Origin of the sequence: Mesorhizobium sp. RCC_202 (assembly GCF_041355295.1) — a bacterium.
GTDB lineage: Bacteria > Pseudomonadota > Alphaproteobacteria > Rhizobiales > Rhizobiaceae > Mesorhizobium.
On record NZ_JBFUPO010000001.1, the window covers coordinates 322,073 to 338,847 of the forward strand.

At 64.1% G+C, this 16,775-nt stretch carries 14 protein-coding genes; 5 read left to right on the top strand and 9 right to left on the bottom strand.

The window, feature by feature from the left end; translation table 11 throughout:
- Positions 1–3: 3 nt before the first annotated feature.
- From AB6802_RS01510 to AB6802_RS01520, 3 genes are read right to left on the bottom strand one after another with little or no spacing between them, the layout of a single operon-like run.
- Positions 4–984 (bottom strand): serine kinase, encoded by a 981-nt coding sequence (locus tag AB6802_RS01510; protein WP_371008226.1) that lies wholly within the window; start codon positions 982–984, stop codon positions 4–6.
- Positions 981–1,412: a lasso peptide biosynthesis B2 protein gene (locus tag AB6802_RS01515; protein WP_371008227.1), complete on the bottom strand. Its 432-nt coding sequence runs from the start codon at positions 1,410–1,412 to the stop codon at positions 981–983. Before AB6802_RS01515 ends, AB6802_RS01510 begins: the two co-directional genes overlap by 4 nt.
- Positions 1,412–1,699, bottom strand: coding sequence for a PqqD family protein (locus AB6802_RS01520; protein ID WP_371008228.1), 288 nt, complete (start codon positions 1,697–1,699; stop codon positions 1,412–1,414). Before AB6802_RS01520 ends, AB6802_RS01515 begins: the two co-directional genes overlap by 1 nt.
- A gap of 579 nt (positions 1,700–2,278) precedes the next feature.
- Here AB6802_RS01520 and AB6802_RS01525 point away from each other — a divergent pair.
- The 3 genes from AB6802_RS01525 (at position 2,279) to AB6802_RS01535 (ending at position 6,262) form a co-directional block, all read left to right on the top strand.
- A complete protein-coding gene (locus AB6802_RS01525) occupies positions 2,279–4,186 on the top strand; it encodes a propionyl-CoA synthetase (RefSeq protein WP_371008229.1) in 1,908 nt (635 codons plus the stop codon).
- 107 nt (positions 4,187–4,293) lie between these two features.
- A complete protein-coding gene (locus AB6802_RS01530; protein ID WP_371008230.1) occupies positions 4,294–5,373 on the top strand; it encodes an acyltransferase family protein in 1,080 nt (359 codons plus the stop codon).
- A 121-nt stretch (positions 5,374–5,494) separates the two neighbouring features.
- On the top strand, positions 5,495–6,262 hold the full coding sequence (locus AB6802_RS01535) for a metallophosphoesterase family protein (RefSeq protein ID WP_371008231.1): 768 nt from the start codon (positions 5,495–5,497) through the stop codon (positions 6,260–6,262).
- 75 nt (positions 6,263–6,337) lie between these two features.
- Here the strand turns inward: AB6802_RS01535 and AB6802_RS01540 are convergent, their stop codons facing one another.
- From AB6802_RS01540 to AB6802_RS01565, 6 genes are all read right to left on the bottom strand, one after another.
- Positions 6,338–8,719 (bottom strand): polysaccharide biosynthesis tyrosine autokinase, encoded by a 2,382-nt coding sequence (locus tag AB6802_RS01540; RefSeq protein ID WP_371008232.1) that lies wholly within the window; start codon positions 8,717–8,719, stop codon positions 6,338–6,340.
- A 170-nt stretch (positions 8,720–8,889) separates the two neighbouring features.
- Positions 8,890–9,786: a UTP--glucose-1-phosphate uridylyltransferase GalU gene (gene galU, locus AB6802_RS01545; RefSeq protein ID WP_371008233.1), complete on the bottom strand. Its 897-nt coding sequence runs from the start codon at positions 9,784–9,786 to the stop codon at positions 8,890–8,892.
- A 125-nt stretch (positions 9,787–9,911) separates the two neighbouring features.
- Positions 9,912–10,862, bottom strand: a complete 951-nt coding sequence (locus AB6802_RS01550; RefSeq protein ID WP_371008234.1) for a glycosyltransferase family 2 protein — start codon at positions 10,860–10,862, stop codon at positions 9,912–9,914.
- Positions 10,852–11,787 (bottom strand): glycosyltransferase family 2 protein, encoded by a 936-nt coding sequence (locus AB6802_RS01555; RefSeq protein ID WP_371008235.1) that lies wholly within the window; start codon positions 11,785–11,787, stop codon positions 10,852–10,854. The genes AB6802_RS01550 and AB6802_RS01555 overlap by 11 nt, the downstream gene beginning before the upstream one ends.
- Positions 11,787–12,776, bottom strand: coding sequence for a glycosyltransferase family 2 protein (locus AB6802_RS01560; RefSeq protein ID WP_371008237.1), 990 nt, complete (start codon positions 12,774–12,776; stop codon positions 11,787–11,789). Before AB6802_RS01560 ends, AB6802_RS01555 begins: the two co-directional genes overlap by 1 nt.
- A 25-nt stretch (positions 12,777–12,801) precedes the next feature.
- Complete coding sequence (locus tag AB6802_RS01565; RefSeq protein ID WP_371008238.1) at positions 12,802–13,974, bottom strand: glycosyl transferase family 1; 1,173 nt, start codon at positions 13,972–13,974, stop codon at positions 12,802–12,804.
- A gap of 193 nt (positions 13,975–14,167) precedes the next feature.
- Between AB6802_RS01565 and AB6802_RS01570 the strand changes: the two genes are divergently transcribed.
- Both AB6802_RS01570 and AB6802_RS01575 read left to right on the top strand, forming a co-directional pair.
- Positions 14,168–15,667 carry a lipopolysaccharide biosynthesis protein gene (locus AB6802_RS01570; RefSeq protein ID WP_371008239.1) on the top strand — a complete coding sequence of 500 codons (1,500 nt, stop codon included), beginning with the start codon at positions 14,168–14,170 and terminating at the stop codon, positions 15,665–15,667.
- A gap of 56 nt (positions 15,668–15,723) precedes the next feature.
- Complete coding sequence (locus AB6802_RS01575; RefSeq protein ID WP_371008240.1) at positions 15,724–16,746, top strand: phosphoribosyltransferase; 1,023 nt, start codon at positions 15,724–15,726, stop codon at positions 16,744–16,746.
- The last annotated feature ends 29 nt before the right edge of the window (positions 16,747–16,775 follow it).

Consider the following 16,775-nt stretch of genomic DNA (forward strand, 5'->3'; position numbering starts at 1 on the left):
GCCTCAGACTGGCAGCGCTTGCCGGATCAGCCCAGCCGCGTCCGCCGGTCTTTTGCCGACTTCCAGCGTGAAGGTCGGGATCGTCTTCACCAAGGCCGCGATCGTCGCCATTCGCCTTTTCTGCAGCGGCAAGAGACCGGTCATGCCGGTCCTCACATTGTCGGCGGCAAGCGCCACCATGGCATCCGTCCTGGCCAGCGGCAGCAGTCGGGTCTCGCCGTCGGCCGAGCGTGCAAGGTGCAAGACCGCGGCAATCGGCCTGGCGCGAACGTCCTCGACGCGGATGATCTCGCCGAGGCGTTCCAGCGAAACGGCCTGTTCGTCCTCGACGTTCCACGTATTGCCAAGACAGGGCGAGACGAAGGGCAGCATCGCCGCGGTGTTGCGGTGGATCTTCACCTGGCGCGGCATGCCCCAGGCCGTCACGCCTCCCGGCGCCGCGGCGAGGATCATGACATCGTCGGAGCAGAGGCCGAAGCCTTGCGATGCCAGCGCCAGCGATGTCGTCGATTTGCCGGTGCCGCTCGGCGCGTGGATCAGCACAAGCGCCTCGCTGTCGGGCAGGGTGAGCCCAGCCGTGTGGAGCATATGCTGTCCGCCGGCGTCGAGCGCGGCGTCGATCACCATCATCAGCAGCGTCCACTTGATCGTGCTGTCGGGTTGAACGCGGATTTCGGCCCAACGCTCCTCATCATGGATCGACACCGTCTGCAGGCCGGGAAAGATCAGGTGAAAGACGGCGCCGGCGTCGATCATCCGGCAATGGCCGTCGACCGGCACCTCGCCGTCGAAAGCCAACTTCCCTTCGGGGCTCTCCTGCAACTCCGATGTCTCGACGATGTTGACGCGAAAACCGGGCTCGACGGCTTCGCTGATGCGCAAGGAGCCGAGCGTCAGGTCGAAGCTCGGCCACAGATCGGCGCGCGCGGCGGTTACGCTGATGACCTGGCCCTTGAGGTCGTAGCTGAAGGTCTGATCGGTCAAGCGGCTGGCGCCTTTGCGCTGGATGGGTGGCGGTAGATTTCCACCATGCCGGGCTGGCTGGCGCTCACCACCGGCTTGCCGTCGAGACAGACCCAGCAATGCGCCGACAGGCGCGGTTCATGCATCGATTTCGCATCGACACCGAAATGCAGATCGGGATCGAGACCGGCCATACGCAGGAAACGAAACCCGAGCAGACCTTCCCTGAGACACCGGCGGTCGCGCATGAACCAGGGGCGCCGCACCGTCCGGTTGACGCGCTGCACGATGTAGGTCCAGGGCAAGTCGCGGTAGGGCGTAGGCAATTGCAGCGGCGCCAGTTTCAACACGCCTTCGAAGTCGCGCCGGCCGACAAAGGCGGGCATCAGCCGCGCGCTGAGCCACAGATGAGCGCGAAACAGCGCGCGCAGAAACGGTCCGTCAGCCATTATGCGCCCGGGTCGGCGAGGATGCCTTCCGCCACCAGCTCGGCGGCAAGTGCGGTCATGTCCTGGTCGAGCGTAGCCTTGTCGATTTCGAATTCATTCGACAGCAGGCCGACGATCTGGTCGAGGCTGCGCGCGCCGTCGACCTTGTCGAGAAAGGCTTCCGTCGTGTCGTTGCACGTATAGAGCTGGCCGCTTCGCGCCAGAAGCACCACGGCGCCATCGCCGACATGCTGCACCGAAGCGTCGTCCGCCATGCGCAACACCGTTTCCGAAGCTATTTCAGCCATACGCTCGCTCCATTAGCCGCGGATCAATTAGCGCGGCACCGTGGCGCCGTCCATAACCCGGCACAATAACGAAGACACAGGCCCCAGGCAGACCCGGTGTCTTCAGCCTTTCGGGCCGATCGGCCCACTTGGACCGGCAACGACGCTCGATAGCCGCTCTCGCTTGGCCAATATCGGCTTTTGGTAAGTTTTTTTCATCGAACCCCCGGGTAAACGGTCCACATCAGGAGGATGACGGCTGGTCGTGCCGGCTGTCAAGGCGACGGACTTTCCTTCGACTTGCCATCCTTCCCTTAAGTAAGCTATGAGTCCGCCGGGCTTTGGGGAGTTGATCGTTCATGCGTTACAATTGGGAACGGGCTCCGACGGCGTTCGAGCGCCATCGGAAGGCACTGGCCGCCGCTATTCTGATTGCCGGTGGCGTGGGGCTGATGCTGGCGGCATTGCCGCTTTAAGCTGCAATATCAGATGGCCTGATGGCATTCGACCGGAAATGACGTCCGGCGTTTGCCGGTGGCGTGAACGGCAAAACCGGCTTAAGGCTGCTCTCAGGCAACGAAATGTTCCTGGGAGGAATGAATGGCCTCACGCTACCATGAAGTCTATGCGGGCTGGAAACGCGACCCCGTAGGATTCTGGGCCGAGGCGGCAAAGGCAATCGACTGGTATTCGCCGGCCGAAACCATCTTCGATCCGGATGCCGGGGTCTATGGCCGCTGGTTCGTCGGCGCCACCTGCAACACCTGCTACAATGCGCTTGACCGCCATGTGGCGGGCGGGCGGGCCGACCAGCTGGCGCTGATCCATGACAGCGCCATCACCGGCACGGTCAAAAAATTCACCTATGCCGAACTTAAACGCGAGGTGATTGCGCTGGCCTCGGTGCTGAGGCACCGCGGCATCGGCAAGGGCGACCGCGTCATCATCTACATGCCGATGGTTGCGGAAGCGGCGATCGCCATGCTCGCCTGCGCGAGGCTAGGCGCCGTGCATTCGGTGGTGTTCGGCGGCTTTGCCTCGCACGAGCTCGCCACGCGCATCGACGACGCCAAGCCGAAGCTGATCATCACCGCCTCCTGCGGCCTGGAGCCCGGGCGCGTCGTCGCCTACAAGCCGCTGCTCGACAAGGCGATCGAGATCTCGAAGCACAAGCCCGACGCCTGTCTCATCCTGCAGCGCGAGCAGTTGCGCTGCGAGATGAAGGACAATTACGATTTCGACTATGCCGATGCGGTGGCCCGCGAGCGCGCCGCCGGCGCCAATGTCGACTGCGTGCCGGTGCTCGCCACCGATCCGCTCTACATCATCTACACCTCCGGCACGACCGGCCAGCCGAAAGGCATCGTGCGCGACAACGGCGGCCATATGGTCGCGCTGAAATGGACGATGGACAACGAGTTTGGCGTCAAGCCCGGCGAAGTGTTCTGGGCAGCGTCCGATGTCGGCTGGGTGGTCGGCCATTCCTACATCGTCTACGGCCCGCTGCTGCATGGCGCGACCAGCGTGCTGTTCGAAGGCAAGCCGATCGGCACGCCGGATGCCGGCACCTATTGGCGGGTGATTGAGCAGCATGGCGTGGTGGCGCTGTTCACCGCGCCGACCGCCTTCCGGGCCATCAAGGGACAGGATCCCAAGGGTGAATTTCTGCCGAAATACGATTTGTCGAAGTTCCGCACGCTGTTCCTCGCCGGCGAGCGCGCCGATCCCGAAACCATCAAATGGGCGGAGCAGAAGCTTGAGCGTCCGGTCGTCGACCATTGGTGGCAGACCGAAACCGGCTCGCCGATGACCATCAATCCGGCCGGGCTCGGCCTGTTGCCGGTTAAATACGGCTCCCCCGGCGTGCCGATGCCGGGCTACGACATCCGCATCCTCGACGATGCCGGCCACGAGGTGCCGCGCGGCACGCTGGGCAATGTCGTGGTTAAGCTGCCGCTGCCGGCGGGCTGCCTGCCGACGTTGTGGAACGCCGATGCCCGTTTCCGCCAAGCTTATCTCGAGGAGTTCCCCGGTTTCTACAAGACCGCTGACGCCGGCCTGTTGGACGAGGATGGCTACCTCTATGTCATGGCCCGCACCGACGACATCATCAATGTCGCCGGCCACCGGCTCTCGACGGGCGCCATGGAAGAGGTGCTGGCCGCGCATCCCGATGTCGCCGAATGCGCCGTCATCGGCATTGCCGACGCGATGAAAGGCCAGATTCCGCTCGGCTTCGTCGTGCTCAATGCGGGCGTGTCGCGCGATACCGGCACCATCGAAAGGGAGGTCGTCGGACTGGTGCGTGAGCGCATCGGGCCGGTGGCCGCCTTCAAGACGGTGGTGACGATCAAGCGGCTACCCAAGACGCGCTCCGGCAAGATCCTGCGCGGCACGATGCAGAAGATCGCCGACAAGGAAGACTGGGCGATGCCGGCGACCATCGACGATCCGGTGATTCTCGACGAGATCACCGCCGTGCTGAAGGGGCGTGGCATCGGGGTGTAGGTTGGCGCGGCCTCGCGTCTCGAATTCATCCCGCAGCGCAATCGTCTGTTGTGCAATGCAGCAATAGCCCTTAAACTCCGCACGGGGGGCCATTCCGAAGGCACGGCATGGCTCAGCACAAGACCACATTCGGCGGCGTCGACATATTGCGTTTCCTGGCTGCCGCCATGGTGATGTTCTATCACTACGGCTTCTGGGTCTGGGCGTACCCCGACGGCATTTCGGCGCGCGCCACCGGCGGCATCCCGCCGCATCCCGAAATGGGTTTTGTCGGCTCCGGCTGGGTCGGCGTGCAGGTGTTCTTCGTCATCAGCGGGTTCGTCATCGCCTTCAGCGCCGAGAACTCGACGCCGCTCAAATTCTTCGAGGCGCGTTTCAGACGGCTGGTGCCTGCGGTCTGGGTCTGCGCGCCGATCTCGGCGATCGTGCTGCTCACGGTCGGCCTGTCCTGGCCGACGGATGCCGTGATCCGGCTTGTCCGCACTGGCCTGTTCGTTCCTTTCGATCCTTGGGTGGACAGCGTCTATTGGACGCTCGGCATCGAGATCGCCTTCTACGCCATCGTCTGGACCCTGCTCAGGCTCGGCCGGTTCGACCTGATGGAAACCGCCGCCATCGTCATCGGCCTCGTCAGCACATTGTTCTGGTGCGCCTATTTCGTCTTCGGCCTGACCGATCTCGCCGAAACGCGCTGGCTGCAGCTGACGCTGGTGCATCACGGCGCGTTCTTTGCCGTCGGCGTGCTGATCTGGCTGATGCGCTTCAAGGCACTGACCATGCCGCGCCTCGCCTTCTGCGGAGTGTTTCTCATCGGCGGCGCGCTGCAGATCGCCAGTTCGGTCGATGTGCACAGCGTCAAAGTCGGGTTCGCGATGCCCTATGCGCCGCCGATCATCGTATTTCTGGTCGCTATCGCGCTGATGGCGTGGTCGCTGCGCCTCGATTTCTCCTGGAGCGGCTGGCGTCGCATCGGACTGATGACCTATCCGCTCTACCTCATCCACGACGTCGTCGGCGCGGCGATGCTGGGCGCGCTGCTGCGTGCCGGCCTGCCCTATCTTGCCGCGATCCCGATTGTCGGCGCCGCGATGGTCGCGGCGAGCTGGCTGATCGCGGCCGAGGCCGAACCGCGCATCCGGCTTTTGCTCGACCACACGCTGTTCCGCTACCGGCTGAAGGCCGCCTGAGCGTCCGCCCGCCAGGCAATCGTCGCGCCGTCAGGGGCGGCGCGTTGTCGCGGTGTGGAATTGTTTGCACTCCACATGATATCGAGGCGCAGTCCCAATGCGAGCACCCGAGCCTCAATCCGTGAGCCTGTTCCAGCGATCGAGACGACCCCGCGCCGCGCCGCGTGAACGGCTGGTCATGGATATGCGCGACACCGTGGTCTACGCGATCGGCGACGTGCATGGCTGCCACGACGAGCTGCGCGCGCTGGAGCAAAAGATCGTGCTGGACGCGCAGCAGTTCCGCGGCCGCAAGATCATCATCATGCTCGGCGACTATGCCGACCGCGGACCGAACTCGCGGCGCGTGATCGAGCACCTGATGGCGCCGGCGCCAAAAGGCTTCCTGCGCGTCTGCCTTGCCGGAAACCACGAGGTGGCGCTGCTCAACTATCTCGACGGCTATCTGTCGCGCGAACCCTGGCTCGGCTATGGCGGGCGCGAGACGCTGTTCTCCTACGGCGTCGACCCCGATCGCCTGGCCAGCCTCTATGCTTCAGGCGAAATCGATGCGCGTATCCGCGAAGCAATTCCGGCAAGCCATATCGACTTCCTGCGCACGCTTCCGGTCATGGTCTGCTCGGAGCAATTCGTCTTCGTTCATGCCGGCATCAGGCCCGGCGTCGCCCTCGAAGAGCAGGACGAGGATGACTTGCTCAACATCCGCGAGGCGTTTTTCCAAGCGGCACACCGTCTCGACCGCTGGGTGGTGCATGGACACACGATCGTCGACGCCCCGCTGCGTGACGGACGCCGCATCGATATCGACACCGGCGCCTTCCGGACGGGACGGCTAACCGCGCTCAGGATCGTCGGCAAATACGGCCGGCTGCTGTCGTCACGGGATTAGATGTTTTGTCCCGGCATTTGCTGGAGCGGTTCGCCGTTTCCGTGAACGGTGAAACGCTCCAGGAAGGCGCGCCGTTCAAGCGGCCTGCTTGGCGCGCGCTTCCGACTTTTCCAGATAGTAGGTCGAGTAGCGGTCGAAGAACCTTTCCGAGCCACCGAGCGAGCCGTATTTCGCCAGTTTCTTCAGGTCGACCTTGTTGAGCACCGCGCCAACGACCTTGTTGGCGATATAGGGCTCCGCTTCCAGCATCGAGCGCACCATGGCGCGCGGCGTGCGGCCCCATTCGGTGACCATCACGAAGCCGTCGACCAGCGGCGCAAAGGCCTTGGCATCGACAACCGGACCGAGCGGCGGCAGATCGACGATGATGTACTCGAACGTCTCCTTGGCGTTCTCGATGAAGCGCCGCATGCCAGCGGAGCCCAAAAGCTCGCTGGTGTGCGAAAACTGGCCACGCAACACGGCGGGAATGATGGCGAGCTTGGTCTGGCGGTCGACCTTGCCGACCGACTGCCAGGTCTGGCCGTTGACCACGGCTTCCATCAACCCTTGCTCGGCTTCCATGCCGAGGCTGCGGCTCAAGCCGGGATTGCGCAGGTCGGCGTCGATCAGAAGCGTCTTGGCGCCGTTGGCGGCAAGCAAACCGGCAAGGTTGGCCGCAACCGTCGACTTGCCTTCGCCGGGCAGCACCGAGATGACGCCGATCACCCGGCTGGCGCGATCCTCCATCACGACATCGAAAGCAATCTTGGCGTTGCGCAGCGTCTCGGAGAACATCGAGGCCGGCGCGTCGATGCTGACGCGCATGCGCGCCCGCTTCTCAGCCGCCGAGAGGCTGGCGACCTTGCCATCGGCGGGCAGGTCGTCGGGCTTGCTCTCCTTGGCCCTGCCGCCGCCGATGGTGGGCAGGTAGCCGAGGAATTTCAGGCCGACGCGATCGCGAATGTCCTCGCCCGTCCTGAAGAAACGCTCGTTGAACTCGTTGAGCCCGCCGAAGCCGGCGCCAAGCATCAGGCCAAGCACCAGCGACAGCGCGACCACGCGCAAGGTGCGGGGGCTGGAAGCCGAGAGCGGCATTGTCGCATCCGAAATGATGCGGACCTTGCCGACAGGGAAGGACTGCTGCTGCGAGGCTTCCTCATAGCGGCTGAGGAAGGTCTGGTAGAGGGTCGTCAGCGCCTGCGACTGCTGGTCGAGTTCCTTCAGCTTGACCTGCGACTGGTTGTCGATCGAGCTCTTGCCGGCGGCGGTGGAGATCTTCTCGCGCATCGCGGTTTCGCGCGCCTGCGCCACCTCATAGTCGTTGCGGTAGCTTTCGGTAAGCTGCTTCAACTGGCCGAAGATCTGCGCCGAGACGTCCGACTTTTCCTTGGCCAAGGCAATCGCCTGCGGATGATCCTTGCCGAAATTCGTCTCGACATCCTGCAATCGCTTGGCGATGGCCAGGTAGCGCGTCTTCAGCGCGATGATGACCGAGCTGCTCGGCTGGTCGGCGCCGATAGCCGAATCGTTGAAGGCGCTTTCCGAGCCGCTGTCGACGATCGCCTTGTATTGGTGATAGCGGGCGCTGGCACGCGCCGTGTCGGCCTGCGCCACGATCAGCTGGGCGTTGAGGTCGGAAAGCTGCTTGTCGCTCATCAGCTGACCGTCGCTGTTGGCGGACAGCCCGTGCTCGGCCCTGAACTTCTCCACCGCGAGCGCGGCTTCCTGCGAGCTTTGGCGAAGCTCCGACAGCCTGCCTTGCAGCCAGACGGCCGCCCGCTCGGTGGCGTCGAAGCTGGCGTTGAGCTGGTCGGCGAGATAGGCGTCGGCATAGGCCTTGGTGATGGCCGTGGCCAGAGCAGGATCAGCCGCCTGGTAGCCGATCGAAATCACGTAGCTGCGGCCGTTGCGCTGCGCCAGCACCTCGCTTTGCAGCTTCAGCACGGCGTAGTCGTGCGTCGCCGTTTTGATCATCGCCTCGCGCGTCGCTTCGTCGACATTTTCCATGCCGGGGATCTGGTCGGCCGAGCTGCTGCGGAAATAGCCGACTGCGCCGCGCAGGAAGCCGATGCCCTTGACCAGCGCCGACTGCGGCGGATTCATGAAGGCCGGGTTCTGGTCGAGCTTGAGCTTGTCGACCACCACCGAGGCCAGCCGCGCCGAGGTCAGGATTTCGATCTGGCTGAGCATCGAAGAGTCGGTCTGCATGGTGGCCGAGGCCGCCGAAATGTCGTCGACCACCTTGTTGAGGCCCTCGTCGATCAGGACGCTGGAAACAGCCGTGTATTGCTTGGGCGTGGTCTGCAGGTAGATCACGCCCAGGAACACCCCGATCAAGGCGCAAACCGCCACGACCTTGGCCTGTCTGGCGGCCATGCCAAGCAGGCGCTCGACGTCGATGAAGTCTTCACCCTTTTCCTGATCGGCGTTGGGCAATGGCATCCTCTTGTCGAGAGGGAAGTTGGCATAGTTCATCTTCGGTCCAATTCCAGGTTGCAGGCGCTATCGGCCTTGGTAGATCGGCGTCATGACCAGAAAAGACCGCGCGACATTAAAGCCAGGAGCGCGCTGGGCCCGGAGGCCCGAGCGCGCCGGCATGGCTGCCGCGCCATCGCAATTTCGCATATGCACCCAAAACATGGGCATTATGCGGCTACTTCCCGGCGCTCATGCGACCGCACGAATTGCTGCAGCATTTCGAGCACTGGTCCCTTCATGTCGTCGCGCGCCAAAGCGAAGGCGATAGTTGCCTCGATGAAGCCTTCCTTGGAGCCGCAGTCGAACATGCGGCCGTCGAAGGGCTGGGCGTAGAAAGGCTGGCTCTGCGCCAGGCGCACCATGGCGTCGGTGAGCTGGATCTCGTTGCCGGCGCCGCGCTGCTGGTTGCCGAGCAGGGCGAAGATTTCAGGCTGCAGCACATAGCGGCCGTTGATGTAGAAGTTCGACGGGGCATTGGCAGGCGCGGGCTTTTCGACCATCGATGTCACCTCGAAACCCGAGCCCACTTCGGCACCGCGACCGACGATGCCGTATTTGCTGGTCTCGGACGGATCGCAGCGCTCGACGGCGATGACATTGCCGCCGGTGCGTTGATAGAGATCGACCGTCTCGGCAAGGCAGCCGCGCCCGCCAAACGACACCATGTCGGGTAAGAGCAGCGCGAAAGGCTCGTTGCCGATCACGTCGCGGGCGCACCAGACGGCATGGCCGAGACCCTGCGGCGACTGCTGGCGGATGAAGCTGGTGGCGCCGGCTACGGGCAGCAGGCTTTCCAGCGACTCAAGCTGCGCCTTCTTGCCGGTCTGTTCCAGCGTGCCGATCAGTTCAGGATGCAGGTCGAAATAGTCCTCGATGACCGCCTTGTTGCGGCCGGTGACGAAGACGATGTGCTCGATGCCGGCCTCGAACGCCTCGTCGACGGCGTATTGCACGACGGGCTTGTCGACAACGGGAAGCATTTCCTTCGGCATCGACTTGGTCGCCGGCAGAAACCGCGTTCCGAGCCCCGCCACCGGGATGACTGCCTTCCTGACTTTCTGCATCTGCTATTCCTTCTGAGAGAAAAGATTTCTACCTATCGCTGGCTAATTCATGGTCGGAGCATGATCTTTTCCGAAAACCGGTTCCCACTTTTTGGGATCATGCTCTACAAAACTGCCCGCATGCTTCATCTCCCCACCCCCACGGCAAATCGAGCCGTAACCCTTCGCAACCGGGCCGCGATCGGCATTCCCATATGCCTGACCGCAGCCGGATCCCTGAGTGCCGCGCCGATCGCCTTGAGCGGCGCGCGCGCCTTGATGTGCTGAACCAATGACAGGAACGACGCCGCCTTGCGCAGGCTGCGGCCGCGCAAGACAAAGGCGGCCTTGGCCCTGTCGTCCATGCTATGCGCCGCGGCAAAGGCCGCGTCGGCTCGCGTCATCGCTTCGACATGGTGCAGTTCGAGCACGCGTGAAATCGAGCCGGTGCGGATGTGATAGATATAGCCGACACTCGGCTCGACGACGCAGCGGCCGCCCCTGGCCAGCGCGCTCGCCAGAAGAATGTAGTCCTCGCCGATGCGCAGTTTCTCATCGTAGCGCAAGCGGTTTTCTTCGAGGAAACGGCGCTGGAAGATCGGCTTCAGATAGCCGAGATTGAAGCGGGATTCGAAGACCAGATTGCCGGCGATGTAGTCGGCCAGGGAGATTTCGCGTAAGCCCTCCAGATAGCCGGCCGGGAACATGACGTCGTCGGGTGTGCCGTCCTCGCGCACGACCTGGACATTGTCGACAGCAATCACGGCGTCCGCCGCTTCGGCGCGGGCAATCATCGCCGCCAGACGCTCAGGCAGAACAGCGTCGTCGGAATCGAGCACGGCCACCCAGCGCCCGCGCGCCAAGTAGAGGCCGGCATTGCGGGCGCCGCCCGGGCCTCTGTTGGCGGGCAGCGCGACCACCTTCACGATGTCTTGCGGATAGGCGCGCGCGAGCTCAAGCGTGCCGTCGCGCGACTGATCGTCGACGACGATGATCTCTACGCTCACGCCGCGCTGGGCGATAGCGCTGGCGATCGCCCGGTCGAGGGTCGCCTCGGCATTGTAGGCCGCGATGACGAAGCTGACGTCAGGCTGCACGCTTGTCCCCTTCCCGCGGCGCAAGGCCGTACTGGCGGATTTCGCGGACCCCGACCAGGCCGCTGATGACACCGACATGCATAATGCCGCGCAGCATGCTGCGGTTCCGGCGAACCGGGCTGACGGCGGTCAGAGCGGCCATGCCGAAGCAATAGGCGGCCTTGGCGGAAGCCAGACCGATCTGGACGACGCGGCGCATGCCGCCGGCATTGTTTCCGATCAGATGGCCATGCGTCTGGCCGAAGCGGAAGCGGCGGCGGCGCAACCAGTCGAAGGCGGCCCTGGCGCGCGGCACGAGCTCATCGACAAAGGCATCCGGCGCGAAGGCGATGCGGCCGCCGGCCTTCACCATCTGGTCGAAGAATTCGGTATCCTCGCCGCCGCTCTGCCCGCGCGCCAGGCTGAAACGCCGGCCACGCAGGCTGGCATCCGCCATCCTCAACAGGACATTGCAGGTATAGCCGGTGCGGATCTCGCCGCGCACCCAGACCGGCAAGGTCGAATGGAAATCGCCCTTGCGCATCCAAGCCGGCGCATCCTGGCGATAATGGGCCCGGACCGGACCGAGCACCGCGGTGGCGCCCTTGGCGTCGGCCGTCGCCATCAGCTCGACGAGCCAGCCGGCGGAAGCGGTCTCGTCATCGTCGATGAAGGCGACGAAATCCGAAACGCTGGCATCGAGACAGGCGTTGCGGGCGACCGAGATGTTGCGCGCCGGCGCATGGCGATAGCGGATCGGCAGCTTCAAATCCTGCGCCAGTGTCTTGACCAGTTCCTGCGCCGTCGGCCCATCGTCATTGTCGGCAATGACGACGCCGATTTCGAAGCCTGCCGGCTTCTCCAGGGCTGCGATGGAGCGCAGCGTGTCGGCCAGTTCCGGCCGGCGGAACGTGCAGATGCAGATGTCGATCGAACGGCCGGCCATCACGCCACCTCGCGCTGGGACCGACCCAGCAAAAGCTGCTGCCAGAAACCGACCGACCAGCCGAAATGCATGACCATGGCCGACACGCCGATAAGGGCGAGGCCCGGATTGCGCTGGCCTATCGCGGTGACCGCGCCGTAGCCGAGACACACGGCGGCCCACAAAAGGAAAGGCACGGCGGCCAGCCAATGGACGAAGGAAAACAACGCAAGCAGCACCACCGGCGCCACCAAGAGCGGGATCATCTGGCGGACTTTCGGCACCATGCGGTGTTTCAGCACGTTCTTGGCGCGGCCGCGGCCATAGCCAAGGTACTGGAAATAGAGGCTCTTCAGCGTCGAGCGCGGATAGTAGACCATCTGCGTCCTGCCACTCATCCAGATGCGGTAGCCGGCACGGCGCAGGCGGTAGTCGAGCTCGGCATCCTCATTGTGGCTGAAACTCTCGTCGTAGCCGCCGACATCCCGGAAGGCGGCGATGCGTATCAGCGCGTGATGGCCGTGATCGACCCATTCGCCCTCGGACATGTGGCGATGCTTCGAGCCGCCGGTGCCGAGCTTGGAATTCTGCGCCGCCGCGACAGCTTTTTGAACCGCGCCAGTGCCGCTGGTGAGCATCGAGACGACGACCGAATCGGCGCCGGTCGCAAGGGCTTCCTCGACCAGCCTGTCGCAATAGTCGGCGGGATAACCGCCATGCGCATCGACGCGAATGAGATAATCGGCGCCATCGCCGAAGGTCGCCGCCGCGAGATTGATCGCCGCGCTTTGCAGGCGCTTTGGATTGGCGAGCAGGACGACCCGAGGGTCCTTGGCCGCGAACTTCTCAACGATGGCTTGCGTGCCGTCGACGCTGCCGCCGTCGGCAACGACAATGCGGGCGCCAAGCCTTGCCGCCGCCGGCCGCAACTGCTCGAGCAGCGCGCCGATATGCATCGCCTCGTTGAGGCACGGAATGACGATCAGGGTCGATGTGGCGGCATCGCTCATCGGCTTTTGTTCCTCTTGAGCCATATCAAGCCGCCGCCCCGGTCGCGAAAACGACAGGGGACGCGGCAAGGCCGCGCAGCTTGTCGACAAAGGCCAGGCAATCGCTGCGGTCGTAGCTCCAGGTCCGCGGATTGCGGCCAAGCACCCGCGACTTCAGCCCGCGAAACCGCTCCTGGTCCATCCGGCCGAGCATCGCGTCAAGGCCTTCAGGCGTGGCTTCCGGCAACAGCACGCCGATATCCCGCTCTTTCAGGAAGCGACCCGTTTCGGTGTCGGCCATCGAGATCGGCACGGCGCCGAAACGGCAGCCCTCATAAAGGCGGTTGGGCAGCAGCCACTCGGAATTCTGGCCGGCCTCGAAGAAATCGATCGCCCAGGAAAAATGCACCTCGCGGTAGATCGCCGCCATGTCCTCCGGGTTGCGATAGGGCCCGCCGAAGGAAAGCCACGGCTCTGCGTCGACGAAGCCATGGAAATCCGGGAATTCGGACAGCGCAGGGCGGCCGCGCAGCACGACCACGAAGCGTCCGTTCTGCCGGCGGGTGAAGTCAGCCAGCAATTCCAGCGAACGGCGGCAGCGCAACGCGCCGAACCAGCCGATGCGCCACGGCGGCGCCAGCGGTCTATCGTCCTCGAAAAAAGCGGCCGCCGCGATTGGCGCGGTGTCGAAATATTTGTTCTCGATCAACTCGACCGGGGCGTCGATTTGTCCGAATGGCTCGAAATAATTGGCGATGAAGGCCGGCGAACTGGTCACCAGCAGCTTCACGTCGCGGGCGAGATGGCGCTCGGCGCCGCGCAGCGTCCGGCCAACAAAATCGTTGCGCAGCACCAGGCGGTGGATGTCCAGGCATTCATAGACGATCGGCACGTCCGACCCCAAAGCGCCGTTGGCGCGGCGGGCAAGCGCCAGCATCTCGAGATTGCGCCCGATGATGAGATCGGGCCTGGCCACAGCGCCAAGCTTCGAGCCGATCGACATGGCGGCCTTGGCGACCGCGCCGATGCGCTGCGCGAATCGGCCGTCGCGCGTCGCGCCAAGGTCGATCGGCTCGACGCCTTCGATCTCGGCGACCGGACTGGTGGTGCGGCGGAATCCCGCCAGGGTAACCCTGGCGCCGCCTGCCTTGAGCATTTGAACCCTCCGGCGCACCGCCGGGTCGGAAACGTCATGCACAAGGTACAAGACATGCAGCATGCAACTCGACCGCTGTTGGCCCACCCATCGGGGATGCTAGTACAGGTTTTGCTGCATCGCAACATTTTTGGTGCGGCGTAGCAAGCGCCGCACGTTTTTTGTTGCACTGCAAAAACTTCTTGCGGTAGTTTGTCCGTGGCGGTGGGCGCCGGTCGCGACGATGTCGAACTGGCGTAAGATCAGGAATCCTAATTTGGAAACCAGTGCATTCGATCCGCCCGAGGGCTCCCTGCGCAAGTCGGTCGGGCGTGGCGCCGTCGTCACCGCCATGGCGCAAGGCGTGCGGGTGGCGACGCAGATGATCTCCGTCATCGTGCTGTCGCGGCTCCTGTCGCCACAGGATTTCGGCGTCGTGGCGATGTGCGCGCCGGTGCTTGCCTTCATTGCCCTGTTCCAGGATTTCGGCCTGACCCAGGCGACGATTCAGAAGACCGGCATCCGGCATGATGAGGTCAACTATCTGTTCTGGATCAACACGGCGGTCAGCGCGGCGCTGGCCTGCGTGCTCGCGGGTGCTGCGCCGCTGGTCGCCGCCTTCTACAGCGAGCCGCGCGTCACCGGACTGGTCGCCGCCTTCGGCCTGCAGATCATGGCATACGGTCTCGGCGCGCAGCATCTGGCGCTTTTGACGCGTCGCATGGAATTCTCGCGATTGGCCGTCATCGACGTCGCCAGCGCCGTTGCCGGCCTCGCCGTCTCGATCGCCTGGACGTTCATCGACCGCTCCTATTGGGCGCTTTTCGCCGGCACGCTGACCGGCGCGGTGCTGCCGACGCTCTGCTACTGGGCGTCCTCGCGCTGGCGCCCCGGCCTGCCGCGAAAGGTCGCAGGCATCGGCGAACTGATCCATTTCGGCGCCGGTATCACCGGCTTCAACTTCGCCAATTTCTTTGCCCGCAACCTCGACAATGTGCTGATAGGCAAATATTGGGGCGAAGCGCAGCTCGGCCTCTACGACCGTGCCTACAAGCTGCTTCTGTTCCCGCTCAGCCAGATCACCAACCCGCTGTCGAAGGTCATGGTGCCGGCATTGTCGCGGCTGAAGGACGAGCCGGACCGCTACCGCAGCGCTTATCTGCGCGTCATGCCGCTGATCCTTCTGGTGGCGCTGCCCGGCGTCGCCTTCGCCACCGCCATGTCCGACACGCTCATTCCCTTCGTGCTCGGCGAGCAGTGGCGGCAGAGCGCGGCGATCTTCTTCGCGCTCGGCTTTGCCGGCCTCTTACAGCCGCTCAACAATCCGGCCGGATGGCTGTTCGTCAGCCAAGGCCGGTCCGGCGATTTCATGCGCTGGGGCATCGTCACGGCGGTGACCTCGGTGCTGGCGTTCGCCATCGGCCTGCCCTATGGCGCGCTCGGCGTCGCGGTCGCCTATGCCACCAGCGAGTATCTCAGGACGCCTTTCCTGTGGCTCTATGTCGGCAAGGCAGGACCGCTCCAGGCCAGCCACATCCTTCGCGCTGCAACGCCTTTCGTGCTTGGCGCGCATCTGGCGCTCGCTGTGATCTGGTTCGCCAAACCGATGTTGCCGGCACAGCCGGTTCTCGCGCTGGCAAGTGGGGCGATGCTTGCTTACGCCATCACCATCCTCGTCGCGCTTCTTTTCAGCGCCGGCCGCGAGGCGCTGCGTGAAGCTTTGAAGCTGATCCCGGCGCGCGGCGGTTTCGCGGCCGCGCCAAGCGAGGCAAAATGAGCTTGGCTCCGCCAGCAGGCCGCAAAGCCGCTGATTTTTGAAGGTAAGGCGATACTATGAATTACCGATCGATCTCAGACATGAACGACGCTATCCTGCGCAATTTGCACCGGTTGCCGCGCGACATCGACCTGGTGGTGGGCGTGCCGAGAAGCGGCATTCTGGCGGCGACGCTGGTCAGCCTGACGGCCAACATTCCAATGACCGATCTCGACAGCTTCCTTGCCGGAAAAATCTACACGTCCGGCATCACCAAGCGGCGCGCGGCGCTCGACCGCCAGCATTCCGAAATGCGCCGGATTCTGGTGATCGACGACAGCGTCGCCGGCGGCAACGCCATGCGCGATGCGCGCGACAAGATCACCGCTGCCGGGATCGAGGGCGACTTCGTCTATGCCGCGGTGTTCGGCCTTGAGCCGCAGCACCATGGGACCGACATCGTGCTTGAGGTCGTGCCGCATCCACGCATGTTCCAGTGGAACTTCATGCATCACATCTTCCTCGAGCAATGCTGCGTCGACATTGACGGCGTGCTCTGCCTCGATCCGACCGAGGATGAAAACGATGACGGTCCGGCCTACGAGAAATTTCTCGCCACCGCGCGGCCGCTGCTCGGACCTACGCGCAAGATCGGCTGGCTGGTGACGAGCCGGCTGGAGAAATATCGCAAGCTGACCGAGGCCTGGCTGGCCAAACACGAGATCAAGTACGACCGGCTGATTATGCTTGACCTGCCAAGCAAGGCCGAACGGCAGCGGCTTGGCGCGCATGGCAGCTTCAAGGCGGAGTTCTACCGCAAGTCGGACGCCATCCTGTTCATCGAGAGCGAGCACGAGCAGGCGCTCAAGATCGCCCGTATGTCGGGCAAGCCGGTGCTGTGCGTCGAGACCAACATCGTCAGCTTCCCCGACGCGCTGTCGCTGCCGGCGCTCGAACAGGCGGCACGCAACCTGCCAGCCAGACTCCGACAGGTGAATTCGCCCGATGGGCGCAAGAAGGTCGTCAAGGCTGCCGCGCGCACCCTGCTTGGCGAGCGCGGCTACGAGATGCTGAAGAACCGCGTCAAGCGCCCGGCATAAGGCGACCTGCGTAAGTAAAATCTTACATA

What these genes read in the sequence shown, in the direction of transcription:
- AB6802_RS01555 (WP_371008235.1), bottom strand. Translation starts at nt 11,787, where the DNA reads ATGGCCGGCCGTTCGATCGACATCTGCATCTGCACGTTCCGCCGGCCG.
- galU (WP_371008233.1), bottom strand. Translation starts at nt 9,786, where the DNA reads ATGCAGAAAGTCAGGAAGGCAGTCATCCCGGTGGCGGGGCTCGGAACG.
- AB6802_RS01515 (WP_371008227.1), bottom strand. Translation starts at nt 1,412, where the DNA reads ATGGCTGACGGACCGTTTCTGCGCGCGCTGTTTCGCGCTCATCTGTGG.
- AB6802_RS01540 (WP_371008232.1), bottom strand. Translation starts at nt 8,719, where the DNA reads ATGAACTATGCCAACTTCCCTCTCGACAAGAGGATGCCATTGCCCAAC.
- AB6802_RS01520 (WP_371008228.1), bottom strand. Translation starts at nt 1,699, where the DNA reads ATGGCTGAAATAGCTTCGGAAACGGTGTTGCGCATGGCGGACGACGCT.
- AB6802_RS01530 (WP_371008230.1), top strand. Translation starts at nt 4,294, where the DNA reads ATGGCTCAGCACAAGACCACATTCGGCGGCGTCGACATATTGCGTTTC.
- AB6802_RS01575 (WP_371008240.1), top strand. Translation starts at nt 15,724, where the DNA reads ATGAATTACCGATCGATCTCAGACATGAACGACGCTATCCTGCGCAAT.
- AB6802_RS01565 (WP_371008238.1), bottom strand. Translation starts at nt 13,974, where the DNA reads ATGCTGCATGTCTTGTACCTTGTGCATGACGTTTCCGACCCGGCGGTG.
- AB6802_RS01525 (WP_371008229.1), top strand. Translation starts at nt 2,279, where the DNA reads ATGGCCTCACGCTACCATGAAGTCTATGCGGGCTGGAAACGCGACCCC.
- AB6802_RS01560 (WP_371008237.1), bottom strand. Translation starts at nt 12,776, where the DNA reads ATGAGCGATGCCGCCACATCGACCCTGATCGTCATTCCGTGCCTCAAC.